Here is a 14,085-nt window from a genome sequence, read left to right on the forward strand (position 1 = left end):
GAAGTACGTCGGGGGTCGAGTCGGCTGGAACCGCGGGCACTCAGCGCCGGGTGGTCGCCTTCTTGGCCGCGGTCTTCTTGGCCGGAGCCTTCTTGGCCGCGGTCTTCTTGGCCGGTGCCGCCTTCTTGGCCGGAGCCTTCTTGGCCGCGGTCTTCTTGGCCGGTGCCGCCTTCTTGGCCGGAGCCTTCTTGGCCGCGGTCTTCTTGGCCGGTGCCGCCTTCTTGGCCGGAGCCTTCTTGGCCGCGGTCTTCTTGGCGGGAGCCGCCTTCTTGGCCGGAGCCTTCTTCGCTGCGGTCTTCTTGGCCGGAGCCGCGGCGGTACCGCTTCCCCGCTTCACCGCCGGACCGCTGGCGGACAACTTCTGCTTGCCCGCCACCACGGCCTTGAACTGGGCGCCGGGACGGAAGGCGGGAACCGAAGTGGCGCGCACCTTCACGGTCTCGCCGGTCCGCGGGTTGCGAGCGACTCGAGGAGCGCGCTTGCGCTTCTCGAACACACCGAAGCCGGTGATGGTGACGCTCTCACCCTTGTTGACGGCACGCACAATCGTGTCGACGACGAGCTCGACAGCGGCTGTCGCAGTCTTGCGATCCGCATCGAGCTTCTTGGTCAGCTCATCAATGAGCTCTGCTTTGTTCATTGAAACCTCCGCAAGCTGTTCTGACCCATCTGTAGGCCAGCTAACTCCACACGGTAAACGTCCAATTCGAAAACGTCCATCTTCCACGCCAATTAACCAGGCATGTTGCGAAATCGAAAGCAGGAATCGCCTTCCGGCGATGGGCCCGAACAGCCCGCGAAGGGGGCTTCAGATCATCGATTCAGGGTCACCGGCTTGAAGCCGGGACGCGCTCCCTCGAACTCAGAAATCGCCTCTACCTGCCGTAATGTCAGTCCGATGTCGTCGAGTCCCTCCATCAGACGCCACCGCGTGTAGTCATCAATTGCCAACGGCACCACAAGGTCTCCGGCGGTGACCGTCCGATCGGCAAGACTGACCGTCAGTTCCAGCCCGGGCTGCTCTTCGAGGCGCTTCCAGAGCAATTCGACGTCGGATTGCTCCACCTGAGCGGCCACCAACCCGGCTTTGCCGGCGTTGCCGCGGAAGATGTCTGCGAAGCGCGACGAGATGACCACCCGAAAGCCGAAGTCCGACAGAGCCCAGACCGCGTGCTCGCGAGACGACCCGGTGCCGAAGTCGGGCCCGGCGACGAGAACCGACCCGCGGTTCCAGGGCTCGTTGTTGAGGATGAAGTCGGGATCGTTGCGCCACGCGGCGAACAATCCGTCCTCAAAGCCCGTGCGGGTCACCCGCTTCAGGTAGACCGCGGGGATGATCTGGTCGGTGTCGACATTGCCGCGCCGCAACGGCACACCGATGCCGGTGTGGGTGATGAAAGGTTCCATGATGTGTCCGATCGTCTGATGGGGGTGTTGTGCTCTGAAGTCAGGCGAGATCCGTAGGTGCGGACAGCGTGCCGCGGATCGCAGTGGCCGCCGCGACCGCCGGCGACACCAGGTGGGTCCGGCCGCCTTTGCCCTGCCGCCCTTCGAAGTTTCGGTTGGAGGTCGAGGCACAGCGCTCGCCGGGCGCGAGTTGATCGGGATTCATTCCCAGGCACATCGAACATCCCGCCTGCCGCCATTCGGCGCCGGCGGCCACGAAGATCTCGCCGAGCCCCTCCTCTTCGGCCTGGGCTCGCACCCGCATCGACCCCGGCACGATGAGCATGCGCATGCCGTCGGCGATCTTGCGGTCCTTGAGAACGTCCGCGACAGCCCGGAGATCCTCGATCCGCCCGTTGGTGCACGAGCCGACGAAAACGGTGTCGACCTTCACATCCCGCAGCGGTGTGCCGGGCACGAGGTCCATGTACTCGAGCGCACGACGCGCGGAACTCGCCGCGTTCTCGTCGCCGATCTCCGCGGGGTCCGGGACGCTGGCGCCCAACGGCGCCCCCTGCCCCGGATTGGTGCCCCACGTGACGAACGGGGTCAGCTCGGTGGCATCGATGTGGACCTCGGCATCGAACTCGGCGCCGGGATCGGTTCGCAGACTGTCCCAGTACTCGATTGCGGCATCCCAATCGGCACCCGTGGGGGCGTGCGGACGACCCTTCAGGAAGTCGTAGGTCACCTGATCCGGAGCGATCATCCCGGCCCGGGCGCCCGCCTCGATCGACATGTTGCAGATCGTCATCCGGCCCTCCATCGAGAGTTTCTCGATGGCCGAGCCCCGATACTCGAGGATGTAACCCTGCCCGCCACCCGTGCCGATCTTCGCGATCACGGCCAGGATCAGGTCCTTGCTCGTGACCCCCGGCGGCAATTCGCCGTCCACGGTGATCGCCATCGTCTTGAAGGGACGCAGGGAAAGCGTCTGGGTGGCCAGGACATGCTCGACCTCCGAGGTGCCGATTCCCATCGCGATCGACCCGAAGGCGCCGTGCGTGGAGGTGTGGCTGTCCCCACACACCACGGTCATACCCGGCTGGGTCAGCCCCAGTTGCGGACCGATGATGTGCACGATGCCCTGCTCGAGGTCGCCCATCGGATGCAGACGGATCCCGAACTCTTCGCAGTTGCGGCGCAACGTCTCCACCTGCGTGCGCGAGACCTCGTCCGCGATGGGCTTGAAGATGTCGACCGTCGGCACGTTGTGGTCCTCGGTCGCGATGGTCAGGTCCGGCCGACGCACCGGACGGCCGGCCAGCCGGAGACCATCGAATGCCTGCGGACTCGTCACCTCGTGAACGAGATGGAGATCGATGTAGATCAGATCGGGATTACGATTCCCGGCGGCATCCTCTTCGCCGCGCGCGACGACGTGGTCGTCCCACACCTTTTCGGCGAGAGTACGCGGTGCGTTTGGGCTGGAACTCATGGCAGTACTCGCATCTGTTGGTCGTGTCGCAGCACTCCCGCATCTTCCGCAACGGGGGTGCATCTCATTATCTGGGACGCTAGTATCGTCCTATGGGACAGGATAGCGCATCGACAGCCACCAGCGGAATCGGTGTTCTCGACAAAACGGTGGTGGTTCTGCGGGCGATCGCCGACGCCCCCTGCAATCTCACCGAACTCTGTGAGCGGACGGGACTGCCCCGGGCGACGGCACACCGCCTCGCCGTCGGCCTCCAGACCCATCGACTCCTGGCCCGCAACGCCTCCGGGCGTTGGTATCCCGGCCCGGCCTTGAGCGAACTCGCCGCCTCGGCACACGATCCGGTCCGGGAGGCCGCGCTGATGGTGCTCCCACGGCTGCGCGAGATCACCGGCGAATCTGTCCAGGTCTATCGCCGCGAAGGCGCCGAACGCGTCTGTATCGCCGCGATGGAGCCCCCGACCGGGCTGCGCGACACCGTGCCCGTGGGCACACGCTTTCCCATGAGCGCCGGCTCGGCCGCCAAGGTCCTGCTCGCATGGGCTGAACCGAGCACCCAGCGCGCGCTGTTGCACGACAGCGTCTTCAGTGAACGCGCACTGCACGAGATCCGTCGGCGCGGTTGGGCCCAGAGCGCCGGCGAGCGCGCCGCCGGAGTCGCCAGTGTGTCGGCCCCGGTCCGCGACGGAACCGGCGAGGTGGTGGCCGCGATCTCGGTGTCCGGTCCGATCGACCGCATGGGTCGTCGTCCGGGCGCACGGTGGGCGGCCGATCTCCTTGCCGCGGCCGACGCCATCCACAAACGGCTGCAACCGCCGCGCAGCTGAGACACCCACGAGTTCAGATCTTCACACCTTTCCGGGACCCGAACGCACCGGTCGGCTAGCTTCGGAGAATGGGAGTCAATCAACGCAGCCAGATCGTCATGTCCGAGACCGAGATCGGCGACTTCGTCGCGAACAGTCGAACCGCGACGCTGGCGACGACCGGTCCCGACGGCGGGATTCACCTCGTCGCGATGTGGTACGGGGTCGTCAACGGCGAGATCTGGTTCGAGACCAAGGCCAAGTCACAGAAGGCGGTCAACCTCCGGCGCAACGGCCGATGCTCGGTGATGATCGAGGACGGCGACACCTACGACACGCTCCGCGGCGTGGCGTTCGAGGGCACCGCGGAGATCCTCGAGGACCCCGACTCCTGCCTGATGGTCGGCATCAGCGTCTGGGAGCGGTACACCGGCCCCTACACCGATGAGATGCGGCCGTTCGTGGACCAGATGATGCACAAGCGGGTCGCGGTCCGTCTGGTACCGGATCGGGTGCGTTCGTGGGATCACCGCAAGCTCGGCCTCGACCCGATGCCCGTCGGCGGGAGCACCGCGCCCGGCGTCGGCGACTGACGCGGGCTCCGCTGACCGCGATCGCCACCGACGACGAACGCCTCCCCCGGAGACCGGAGGAGGCGTTCGCTTTGTAGCCCCGACGGGATTCGAACCCGCGCTACCGCCTTGAGAGGGCGGCGTCCTAGGCCGCTAGACGACGGGGCCATGGACACGCTATTCAGTTGAAACTCCCGGAGTGGGTAACCGGCAGTTCGCTGGGGTACCAGGACTCGAACCTAGAATGGCGGTACCAGAAACCGCTGTGTTGCCAATTACACCATACCCCAAGGGATTCCCTCGCCGACCTGGTGAACCCGTTTGCTCGGCTCCCGCGCCCGAACAATCGGGCCCGTTCGCTTCGCTCCCGGCATCCGGTCGGAATTGAACCGAGAAGAAGACTACCAAAGGGATACCCGGTGACCACAAATCAGCAGGTCAAAGCCCTAAATCGGGACGATTTCACGTGCTGACGCCAGGCGCGCGAGGCTCTTTTCACGCCCGAGCAGTCCCATCGACTCATACAGCGGAGGGCTCACCTGTGAGCCGGTGACCGCAACCCGTACCGGACCGAACGCCTTGCGCGGTTTGAGGCCGAGGTTGTCCACCAGAGCGGACTTGAGAGCCTCCTCGATCGCGGGACCCGTCCACGTGTCCAGGGCGGACACCGCACTGATCGCGGCATCGAGTACCGGCCCGGCGTCGGCACCGAGATTCTTGGCCGCCGACTTCTCGTCGATGACGAACTCCTCGTCGGACACATAGAGGAACGACATGAGCGGCCACGCGTCGGCGAGCACCTGAATGCGCGTCTGCACCAGTTCGGCCAACGCGCTGAATGCGGGCTCGGCCACGGGCTCGGTCAGATGACCGGCGGACACCAGGTAGCCCTTGAGCCGAGCGGCGAAATCCCCGGCATCGAGTCGACGGATGTGCTCGGCATTGATCGCGTCGGCCTTCTTCTGATCGAAGCGCGCAGGATTGGAGTTGACCTGGCGGACATCGAACGCACCGATCATGTCGTCGAGCGTGAACACGTCGGACTCCCCGGAATAGCCCCACCCGAGCAGCGCCAGATAGTTCAGCAGGCCTTCGGGGATGAACCCACGGTCACGATGGTGGAACAGATTCGACTGCGGATCACGCTTGGAGAGCTTCTTGTTGCCCTCCCCCATCACGAACGGGAGATGCCCGAACTCCGGCACCCGCTCGGCGATCCCGAGGCGGATCAGGGCGTCGTACAACGCAATCTGGCGCGGTGTCGATGAGAACAGGTCCTCACCGCGCAGCACATGGGTGATCTTCATCATCGCGTCGTCGACCGGGTTGACCAGGGTGTAGAGCGGCTCACCGTTGGCGCGGGTGAGCGCGAAGTCCGGAACGGTGCCCGCCTTGATCGTCGTCGTACCGCGAACCAGGTCATCCCAGGTGATGTCGTGGTCCGGCATCCGTAGGCGCACAACGGGTTTACGCCCTTGCGCGGCATACTCCGCCCGTTGGGAGTCGGTCAGGCCGCGATCGAAGTTGTCGTAGCCGAGCTTGGGGTCGCGGCCTGCGGCCCGATGACGGGTCTCGACCTCCTCGGGTGTGGAGTACGCCTCGTAGGCCTCGCCCGCGGCGAGGAGCTTGTCGACGACGTCGAGATGGATCTCACGCCGCTGCGACTGCCGGTAGGGACCGTAGGGTCCGCCGACCTCGGGCCCCTCGTCCCAGTCGAGCCCGAGCCACCGCAGGGCATCGAGAATCGCCGCGTAGGACTCCTCACTGTCACGTGCGGCGTCGGTGTCCTCGATCCGGAAGACGAAGGTGCCCTTGTCGTGGCGTGCCTGGACGAAGTTGAACAACGCGGTCCGGGCCAGGCCGACATGCGGGGTACCGGTCGGGGACGGACAGAATCGGACGCGCACATCGGAGCCACTCATAGAGGTCAGCGTATCGAATCACCGGTCGCGGCCTGCCTGCCGTCCGGCTCCGACATCATGACTCAGCGATGCGCGGCGAGGAACTCGACCAGGAGCCGATTGACCTCGGCCGGCTGTTCGAGGTACCCGAAGTGGCCTGCCTTCGCGATCTCCTCGTACCGCGCTCCGGGGATCGCCTCGGCGACCTCGCGTGCGAGTTTGGGGGGCAGCGTGCGATCGTCGGCGAACCCGATGACCATCGCCGGCCGGCCGATGGCCCGGTAGGCGGCGAGACGGTCCGCCTCGCGATCATGCAGCCCGAGTTGGGCCCGCACCCCCGCCGTGACCGTCTGCGGCGAGAACCCGATGACGTCGAGCCAGTCCTTCGCGGAGCGATCGTCGTCCAGGGTGTGCGGCGAGAGATTGAGATGCGCGGTGATCGCCGCCGCATAGTCCGCGGGCAAGGTGATCTTGTTGTCGTACAACGCACGTTCGCCGGCCGAGATCGCCTGCTGCAGTGGGGTGTTGCGCCCGTAGGTGGCGATCATCACCGCTGCCTTCACCACATCCGGCCGCGACAGTGCCAACTCCTGGGTGATCCGCGCTCCCAGGGAGGTCCCGACGACGAACGCCGGTCCCCCACCGAGATGTTCGATGAGCGCCGCGGTGTCGGCGACCATGTCATCGTGGGTGAAGCCGTCGACACATTCGGACGACGGTGAGATACCGCGATTGTCGAACGTCACGACTCGGTAGCCGGCCTTGGTCAACGCGGGTTGCTGATGGGCCTGCCACACCCGGCCCGGGCTACCCGTGCCCATCACCATCACGACCAGGGGGCCGTCGCCGAACTCCTCATAGGCGAGATCGATCCCGTTGACCCGTGCGATGGTGGGTGCCTTCACGATTTGTCCACCACGGGATTGCCGAGGGTTCCGATGCCTTCCACGGTCACCTCGACCCGTTGCCCGGCGACCATCGGGCCGACACCTTCCGGCGTACCGGTGAGGATGACGTCACCCGGCAGAAGTGTCATGACCCGCGAGATCCATTCCACGATCGCACCGACGTCATGGAGCATCAGCGACGTCCGGGACCGCTGCTTGACCTCTCCGTCGAGTTCGGTGACGACCTCGACGTCGGCCGGATCGAATTCCGTCTCGATCCACGGGCCGAGCGGGCAGAAACTGTCATAGCCCTTGCCGCGGGTCCACTGTCCGTCTGCCTGCTGCTGATCACGGGCGGTCACATCGTTGGCCACCGTGTACCCGAGGATCACATCCTTGGCCTTCGCGGCAGGTACGTCCTTGCACGGTTGCCCGATCACGACGGCGAGCTCGCCCTCGAAGTCGACCCGATCGGAGGACGGTGGCCGCACGATCGGCACCTCGGGTCCGATGATCGAGGTGTTGGGCTTCAAGAAGATCACCGGATCGGCCGGGACGTGGCCCGCTCGCTCCGCTCCCGGCGCCGGCGGCGCTTCCCCACCCATCTCGGCCACATGGGCGGCGTAGTTCTTGCCGATGCAGATGACCTTCGACGCGAGAATCGGGGCCAGCAACCGCACATCCGGCAGTGCCCACGATCGGCCCGTGAATGTGGGGGTACCGAAAGGATGTTCGGCGATCTCCCGTGCCCGCGGACCGTCCTCGGCCTCCTCGATTGCGACAAAAGCTACCCCGTCGGGGCTGGCGACCCGTCCTAAACGCATGGTCCCGACACTATCGCACCCACGCGGAGCCGCCCGCGTCGTCTTGTGAGGCGCTCGGGTATGCGAGACAGTGATCACATGCCGACGGGCACTGAGCTCCTCGCCGAACGCCTGATCGGACGTGACGACCTTCGTGCGGCATTGCGGGTCGATCCGCCGGCCACGGGCTCGGCGCGACGTCCGGTCCTCGTGACCGGGGTCGCGGGCATCGGCAAGTCGCGTCTGCTCCGTGATCTGGCCGAGGAAGCCCGGGCGCGCCAGGAGTGGGTGCTGCAGGGTCGCGCGATCGACGGTGACGGCGATGCGTTTCGATGTCTGGTCGAGGCACTCTCGCGCTTCGACCTCGCCTCCGGCTGCCGGCCCGGCGACCACCTCTGGGTCGCGTGGCAGACGATGGTCCGCGCCCTCGCCAACGCCGGCGCCCGCCCCATCGTGCAGGCCGAGGAACTGGTCAGGTTCTTCCGTGTCGCCGGTCGCCGCACACCGCTCGTGGTCATCCTCGACGACGTGCACTGGGCGGATCCGCAAACGTTGACCGCGCTGACGTACCTGTGCGACAACCTCGAGGCGCACGGTGCGTTCGTCGTGATGGCCGCGCGGCCGGCGGACCTGCCTGCGGAATTGACCCGGCTGATGCAACGGCGGGTGATCGACCTGCTGGAGGTCGGCCCCCTCTCACCCGGCGCGGTCGAGGAACTGGTGCTGGAGTGCCTGCAGGTGGATGCCGTCGATCCGGCGCTGACGGACTTCATCGTGACCCGTGCCGGCGGCAACCCCTTCGCGGTCGAGGAACTGATCGCCGGACTCGTCCGATCGGCGACCCTCACCCGGGAGGGCACTGTCTGGCGGGTCGACGCCCCGTTGCTGCACACCGTCGCGCCACCCACCGTCGCGTCGTCGGTGGCCAGGCGCATCTCCGACCTGCCGTCCACCACCCGCAGTGCTCTGCATGCCGCCGCAGTGATCGGTCACGACGTGGACTGGACGATGATCCCGGCCATGACCGGGCTCACCGACACTGCCGTCGCCGAGGCGTTCCGGACCGCGCAGGATGCCGGTCTGCTGTCGGTGTCCCCGTCGGGGGTGTCGTTCCGGCACGCGCTCACGCGCGATGAGGTGCGGCGCAACATCCTGCCACCCGAACGGCATCAACTGGCGCGCAAGGCACTTGAATCCATCGTCGGCACCGACGGTGAACCGCGTGACGGACGGGCCGACCTCGCACTCGAACTCGCCGAGGACGCCGGTGACCAAATGTTGTGGCGAAACATCATGTTGCGCACTGGTCTCGACGCGGCCGCGCGCGGCGCTCTGGCACAGGCGATGAACCGACTACGCCCGCTGGTTTCCGAACCCGATTCGGTACACGACGACGTCTGGACCGCGGCAGCCGTGGAGCTCACCGAAATCCTGGGCGCCATGGGTGATCACGTCGCGGCGCGGGATCTGGGCGAACTGGTCCTCACGACGCTGCCCGCACACCGTGCCGAGACGAGGCGTGTCGGCGAGGCGCTCACCCGCGCGGCGCTGGTCGCGGGGGACCACGAGGCCGCCGCTGACCAGATCGCCACGCTGCTGGCCGCCAACGACCCCGGCCCCGGTCTGCGTGGGCTCCAGGCGCAAGTTCTTCTCGAGCAGGGAAGGCTCGACGCGGCGTCTGCTCTCGCGACCGAACTCGCCGACGAACACGGCATCGACCACCGTCTCCGATGCGAGGCGATGGAGACGGCCGGCCGCGCAGAGCGTGTCGCCGACGTGGCCGCGGGCACCGCGTGGTTCGAACGGGAACTGGCCGAGGCGCAGGCGGCCGGCGACCTCCATTGGCAGGCTCGTGCGTTTCATGAGCTGGGCACCATCGACCTGTTCGACAACCTGCGGACCGACCGGCTGGATCACGCGCGCCGACTCTCCATCGAGATCGGCGACCCGCACATCATCGCCCACGCCGACTTCCACCTCGCCGAAGCGCGTGTCGCTCGCGGCGAGACGCTGTCCGGACGGATCGCCGCCGAACGTGCCGCCGACGTGGCGGGCCGGATCGGTTCGCCGGTCCAGAACTGGGCCTGGCTCACCACGGCCCGGTCCTACGCGTACGACCGCGACGACCCGGCGATGGAGACGGCCATCGCCCGCGCCCGCACCGGCGCGGGGGGCGAACTCGACGCTATCGAGGCCGGGGTCAGTGGTCGCGTGCGTGCTCTACGCGCACTCTTCGGCGCCGATATGGCAACCACCGCAGAGCATCTCGACGATGCGGCCGATCGGCTCGAGTCACTTCCCGGGCACCATTTCCCACACTGGGGACTCTGGGCGCTCGTGCGCGCGGCGCAGGGTGTGCTGCGGTCCGGGGATGTCGAGCGGGTCCGCAGGGCGTCCGGCGCGGACACGCGATTCAACCGGGCCCTGCTCGATGCCGCCCTCGCCGTCCGCGCCGGCACGGACGGCGACCGAGAGTCGGCTACGCGGCTCTTCGGCGCAGCCGAGGACGCTTTGCGCGGATACCAGGGTGTCGAATGGGTTGTCCACGTCACCCGATGGATCTCTGTTCGTGCTGCGCGGCAGTCCGGATGGGGCGAGCCGGCGACGTGGGCAACCGAAGGGGTCCGCTGGTTCTCCTCCCATCATCATGAACCCCTCGCCGCGGACAGCCGGCAGATCCTGCGCGAGATGGGCGTGAGTATCCCGCGCCGGGGCCGTGGGCACAGCCAGGTACCCCCGGCACTCCTCGAACGCGGCGTGAGCAGCCGCGAGGTCGACGTGCTGTCCCTGATCGCGCTCCGGATTCCCAATGCCGAGATCGCATCGAGGCTCGTTCTCTCCCCCCGCACGGTGGAACGGCATGTGGGTAGCCTGCTCGCCAAGCTCTCGGCGCGCGACCGCGGGGAACTCGCCGAGCTCGCCGAGGAACTTCGCCTGGTCTGAGGTGGTCGATCGCCATCGCGCCTTAAATGGGTACCCACGATCACTAACGACGTGCTCGCACTGCGGAAGTCTCGATGTCGCACCGGGGAAATCCTCCGGGCAGACGACGAAAGCAGACAATCATGCAGACTCCATGGGTGGGCGACACCTTCTCGGTGTCCGCCGACACTCACGTCATCCCGACCTACTGGCCGGTACCCGGACTGGGCACCATCCCGATGAACGCCTTCGTGATCACCGCCGACGAACCCGTCCTCGTCGACGCCGGCGTCGAGATCCTCGACCACGACTTCCTCGACGCACTCGGAGATCTCGTGGATCCGGCCGAGCTGCGCTGGATCTGGCTCACCCACGAGGATCGCGACCACACCGGAGCACTTCCGCGGCTACTCGAAATGGCACCGCGGGCAACAGTTCTCGGTACGTTCATGACGTTCGGTCGTGCGGCACCGGACGGTCTGATCCCACCAGAGCGCACGCGCATCGTCAACGCGGGCGACGTCGTCGACGTGGGCGACCGAGTGCTCCGTGCCGTACGCCCGCCGTTGTTCGACAGCCCGGGCACGCTGGGCTTCCTCGACGGAAAGACCGGGGCCTACGTGAGTTCCGACTGTTTCGGCGCACCGCTGCCCGACGACCTGGTGACCGTCGAATCCGCCGACGACGTGGCATCCGATGTTCTCCGGGAGGCCCAGGTGACATGGTCGACAGTGGACAGCCCCTGGGTCCTCGACATGGATCGCGGACGGCTCGTCGACCAGGTCGAGGCCGTAGGGCGACTCGCCCCGAGTTCTCTCCTGTCCTCACATCTACCGCCGGTACGCCGCGTGCAGGACAGCCTCGATTCCGTTGTCGCGGCGCAGGCAACGCAGCCCGCCCCGGCGATGACGCAATCCCAACTGGAATCGCTCCTGGCGGGATTCGCACCCGCCGGGGCCGCATGACCCCGACCCATCCGATCGACACGACATCACGGAGAACCATCATGACCACAACCATCGACCGCGGACCGAAGCAGGGCTACGAGGTCCTCTACCGGTTCGAGGGCAACTTCAATCAGATCATCCCGGTCGGCCCCGTCGCCGACGGGTTCCGCCTCGACGGCCACTTCGGTGGCAGCCTCACGTACGGCGACCTGACCGGAGCGGAACTCGTCGGCGTCGACTACTTCCGCATCCGCGGCGACGGCGTCGGCATCGTGACGGCCAACGAGGTGATCCGGCTCGGCGACACGGTGATCACGGCAGAACTCCACGGATACCTGCTCCCACCGACCGGCATCGACGCCCCGGTGCCGTCGGACATCGTCGCGCCCGGATTCACCTGGCCGACACAGCCCTACACGATCCATGTCGCCGCGACGTTCGAGACGGCTGCTCCCGAGCACACCGAGCTCAACCGGACGATCGTCGCGCATACGGGAACCGTGAACTTCGCGAATGGGACACTGTCCGTGGAAGCACGAAGGATCGGCTGAGTCAGATGACCAGCGCCACAGTGGGCCGCGGTGAACACCGCGGCCCACCGCGGCGCCGACACACCGAAACGACGAGAACCCGAGAAGAGGGATGAGCATGACCTCACCGTCGTCACCACCACCGCTGCACAGCATCGCCCATGTCGCACTCACGGTCGTCGACATCGACCGTTCACGCGCCTGGTACCAGCGGGTGCTGGGTTTCGAGCACGTCATCACCGTGGACCACGAGGGGGGCGAGGGCGCAGTTCTCGCGGACCCGGATCGTCGGGTCTGGTGGGCTGTGCACCGCCACGACGGACAGGACGGCGCGACCTTCTCCGAGAAGCGGACCGGCCTCGACCACGTCGGACTTCTCGTGGATTCGACCGACACACTGGACGAATGGGTGACGTGGTTGGACGTCAACGACGTCGAGCACGACCCCGTCCGGGATCTCCCCGACTTCGGGATGCGCGCCCTGGTGTTCCGCGACCCGGACGGCATCCCGCTTGAACTGCTCACCTACCTCTGAACCGATCTCTCGATCGGACCGGCAACGCGTGTCGCCGACCCACGGACGGGCTGGACGGAGGTGCGAGGTCCAATGGCCACGATCACCACGGCGCGGCGCTGGAGCATCCTCGGCTGCTCACTCACCGCCGCGCTCGCGACCGCATGCATCGCCGGCGGCGTCGCCTTCCTCATCCCGCAATTGCACACCGCGGGCGGGATGACGTTGCCGCAGGCGTCGCTTCTTGCTGTCGCCGCAGGCGTCGGATTGATGCTCACCACCGTGCCGTGGGGGTGGGCTCTGGACCGACGCGGTGAACGGGAGATCCTGCTGATCTCGTTGAGCGCCACGGCCGTCGTCACCGCGACGGCGGTCCTCGCCGCGGCAACACATCAGGGCTTCCGGGTCATCGGCTTGTTGCTGGTCCTCGCGGGTGCGGCGTCGGCGTCCACAAACGGAGCGAGCGGACGAATCGTGGTGGGGTGGTTCCCTCCGGATCAGCGCGGTACCGCCATGGGTATCCGCCAGATGGCACAGCCCCTGGGCATCGGGGTCTGCGCACTCACCGTGCCGTTGCTCGCCGAGCGATTCGGTGTGGCCGGTGGACTCGCGGTGTTCTTCGTGGTGACCGTCATTGCGCTGGTCGGTACCGCGGTCGGCATCATCGACCCGCCGCCCGCGCCACAAGCCATCCCGGCCACCGACGACGGCGATGCCCCGTCGTCGGTCCTCGTGGAGAATCCGTACCGCCGCAGCTCGTTCCTGACCCGAGTCCACCTGGTGAGTGTGCTACTGGTGATCCCCAAATGGCACTGTGGACCTTCGTGCCGGTATGGCTGATCAGCGACCACAACTGGGCCGCGGCGACCGCCGGCGTTCTGGTTACCGTCACCCAGATCATCGGCGCCCTGGGGCGTATCGCGGCCGGCCGCTGGTCTGATGTCTGGGGTTCGCGGATGCGTCCGGTGCGGCTGATCGCCGTCGCGGCCGCGGCATTCACCGGCGGGCTGGCGCTCCTGGACTGGATCGACAGCCCGGTGGCGGTGGTCTTCATGGTCGCCGCATCGATTGTCGCCGTGGCCGACAACGGACTCGCGTTCACGTCCATCGCCGAGTACGCCGGACCGAGATGGAGCGGCCGCGGTCTCGCGATCCAGAACACCGGACAATATCTGGCCGCCTCGGCCGCAGTGCCCCTGATCGGGGCCGTCATCGCCTCCACGGGATACCCCGCTGCATTCGGAATCGTCGCCGTGGCACCGCTGATCGCGATCGGGCTGGTCCCGGTCGGGTTGGAAGCACGACCGGGCGGCTGACGC

At 67.0% G+C, this 14,085-nt stretch carries 12 protein-coding genes, 2 tRNA genes and 1 pseudogene; 7 read left to right on the forward strand and 8 right to left on the reverse strand.

Annotated features, from left to right (window positions below; all coding sequences use genetic code 11):
• Positions 1 to 40 precede the first annotated feature (40 nt).
• The 3 genes from AC4AMJ_RS11170 to leuC form a co-directional block, all read right to left on the reverse strand.
• On the reverse strand, positions 41 to 640 hold the full coding sequence (locus AC4AMJ_RS11170; RefSeq protein ID WP_489896308.1) for an HU family DNA-binding protein: 600 nt from the start codon (positions 638 to 640) through the stop codon (positions 41 to 43).
• Positions 641 to 813: 173 nt separating this feature from the next.
• Positions 814 to 1,407, reverse strand: a complete 594-nt coding sequence (gene leuD / locus AC4AMJ_RS11175) for a 3-isopropylmalate dehydratase small subunit (RefSeq protein WP_489896309.1) — start codon at positions 1,405 to 1,407, stop codon at positions 814 to 816.
• 40 nt (positions 1,408 to 1,447) lie between these two features.
• Positions 1,448 to 2,884, reverse strand: a complete 1,437-nt coding sequence (gene leuC / locus AC4AMJ_RS11180; protein ID WP_489918061.1) for a 3-isopropylmalate dehydratase large subunit — start codon at positions 2,882 to 2,884, stop codon at positions 1,448 to 1,450.
• Between the two features lie 92 nt (positions 2,885 to 2,976).
• On the opposite strand from leuC, the gene AC4AMJ_RS11185 reads away from it, so the two are divergent.
• On the forward strand, positions 2,977 to 3,711 hold the full coding sequence (locus AC4AMJ_RS11185) for an IclR family transcriptional regulator (RefSeq protein WP_489896311.1): 735 nt from the start codon (positions 2,977 to 2,979) through the stop codon (positions 3,709 to 3,711).
• A 68-nt stretch (positions 3,712 to 3,779) separates the two neighbouring features.
• Positions 3,780 to 4,283, forward strand: a complete 504-nt coding sequence (locus AC4AMJ_RS11190) for a PPOX class F420-dependent oxidoreductase (protein ID WP_489918062.1) — start codon at positions 3,780 to 3,782, stop codon at positions 4,281 to 4,283.
• Positions 4,284 to 4,357: 74 nt separating this feature from the next.
• Here AC4AMJ_RS11190 and AC4AMJ_RS11195 read toward each other — a convergent pair.
• The 5 genes from AC4AMJ_RS11195 to AC4AMJ_RS11215 all read right to left on the reverse strand — a co-directional run bounded on the left by AC4AMJ_RS11195 (position 4,358) and on the right by AC4AMJ_RS11215 (position 7,874).
• Positions 4,358 to 4,430 (reverse strand) — tRNA-Glu (locus AC4AMJ_RS11195).
• A 50-nt stretch (positions 4,431 to 4,480) separates the two neighbouring features.
• Positions 4,481 to 4,552: transfer RNA gene (locus AC4AMJ_RS11200), tRNA-Gln, on the reverse strand.
• Between the two features lie 156 nt (positions 4,553 to 4,708).
• The gene (gltX, locus tag AC4AMJ_RS11205) at positions 4,709 to 6,184 is read right to left on the reverse strand and encodes a glutamate--tRNA ligase (protein WP_489918063.1); all 1,476 of its coding nucleotides are present in this window, start codon (positions 6,182 to 6,184) and stop codon (positions 4,709 to 4,711) included.
• Positions 6,185 to 6,246: 62 nt separating this feature from the next.
• Positions 6,247 to 7,068: an alpha/beta fold hydrolase gene (locus AC4AMJ_RS11210; protein ID WP_489896314.1), complete on the reverse strand. Its 822-nt coding sequence runs from the start codon at positions 7,066 to 7,068 to the stop codon at positions 6,247 to 6,249.
• Complete coding sequence (locus AC4AMJ_RS11215) at positions 7,065 to 7,874, reverse strand: fumarylacetoacetate hydrolase family protein (RefSeq protein WP_489918064.1); 810 nt, start codon at positions 7,872 to 7,874, stop codon at positions 7,065 to 7,067. Before AC4AMJ_RS11215 ends, AC4AMJ_RS11210 begins: the two co-directional genes overlap by 4 nt.
• A 78-nt stretch (positions 7,875 to 7,952) precedes the next feature.
• Here AC4AMJ_RS11215 and AC4AMJ_RS11220 point away from each other — a divergent pair, with 78 nt between their 5' ends.
• From AC4AMJ_RS11220 to AC4AMJ_RS11240, 5 genes and pseudogenes are all read left to right on the forward strand, one after another.
• The gene (locus tag AC4AMJ_RS11220) at positions 7,953 to 10,796 is read left to right on the forward strand and encodes an ATP-binding protein (RefSeq protein WP_489896316.1); all 2,844 of its coding nucleotides are present in this window, start codon (positions 7,953 to 7,955) and stop codon (positions 10,794 to 10,796) included.
• Between the two features lie 122 nt (positions 10,797 to 10,918).
• Positions 10,919 to 11,740 (forward strand): oxygen-binding di-iron domain-containing protein, encoded by an 822-nt coding sequence (locus tag AC4AMJ_RS11225; RefSeq protein ID WP_489918065.1) that lies wholly within the window; start codon positions 10,919 to 10,921, stop codon positions 11,738 to 11,740.
• A gap of 41 nt (positions 11,741 to 11,781) precedes the next feature.
• Entirely contained in the window at positions 11,782 to 12,273 is a 492-nt protein-coding gene (locus tag AC4AMJ_RS11230) for a DUF3237 domain-containing protein (RefSeq protein ID WP_489896318.1), read from the forward strand.
• Between the two features lie 97 nt (positions 12,274 to 12,370).
• Positions 12,371 to 12,787, forward strand: coding sequence for a VOC family protein (locus AC4AMJ_RS11235; RefSeq protein ID WP_489896319.1), 417 nt, complete (start codon positions 12,371 to 12,373; stop codon positions 12,785 to 12,787).
• 72 nt (positions 12,788 to 12,859) lie between these two features.
• Positions 12,860 to 14,082 (forward strand): annotated as a pseudogene (locus AC4AMJ_RS11240) (MFS transporter).
• Positions 14,083 to 14,085: the final 3 nt, after the last annotated feature.

The organism is Gordonia sp. LMA484 (assembly GCF_058129505.1).

What these genes read in the sequence shown, in the direction of transcription:
- leuD (WP_489896309.1), bottom strand. Translation starts at nt 1,407, where the DNA reads ATGGAACCTTTCATCACCCACACCGGCATCGGTGTGCCGTTGCGGCGC.
- leuC (WP_489918061.1), bottom strand. Translation starts at nt 2,884, where the DNA reads ATGAGTTCCAGCCCAAACGCACCGCGTACTCTCGCCGAAAAGGTGTGG.
- AC4AMJ_RS11185 (WP_489896311.1), top strand. Translation starts at nt 2,977, where the DNA reads ATGGGACAGGATAGCGCATCGACAGCCACCAGCGGAATCGGTGTTCTC.
- AC4AMJ_RS11230 (WP_489896318.1), top strand. Translation starts at nt 11,782, where the DNA reads ATGACCACAACCATCGACCGCGGACCGAAGCAGGGCTACGAGGTCCTC.
- AC4AMJ_RS11170 (WP_489896308.1), bottom strand. Translation starts at nt 640, where the DNA reads ATGAACAAAGCAGAGCTCATTGATGAGCTGACCAAGAAGCTCGATGCG.
- AC4AMJ_RS11235 (WP_489896319.1), top strand. Translation starts at nt 12,371, where the DNA reads ATGACCTCACCGTCGTCACCACCACCGCTGCACAGCATCGCCCATGTC.
- AC4AMJ_RS11215 (WP_489918064.1), bottom strand. Translation starts at nt 7,874, where the DNA reads ATGCGTTTAGGACGGGTCGCCAGCCCCGACGGGGTAGCTTTTGTCGCA.
- gltX (WP_489918063.1), bottom strand. Translation starts at nt 6,184, where the DNA reads ATGAGTGGCTCCGATGTGCGCGTCCGATTCTGTCCGTCCCCGACCGGT.
- AC4AMJ_RS11190 (WP_489918062.1), top strand. Translation starts at nt 3,780, where the DNA reads ATGGGAGTCAATCAACGCAGCCAGATCGTCATGTCCGAGACCGAGATC.
- AC4AMJ_RS11225 (WP_489918065.1), top strand. Translation starts at nt 10,919, where the DNA reads ATGCAGACTCCATGGGTGGGCGACACCTTCTCGGTGTCCGCCGACACT.
- AC4AMJ_RS11220 (WP_489896316.1), top strand. Translation starts at nt 7,953, where the DNA reads ATGCCGACGGGCACTGAGCTCCTCGCCGAACGCCTGATCGGACGTGAC.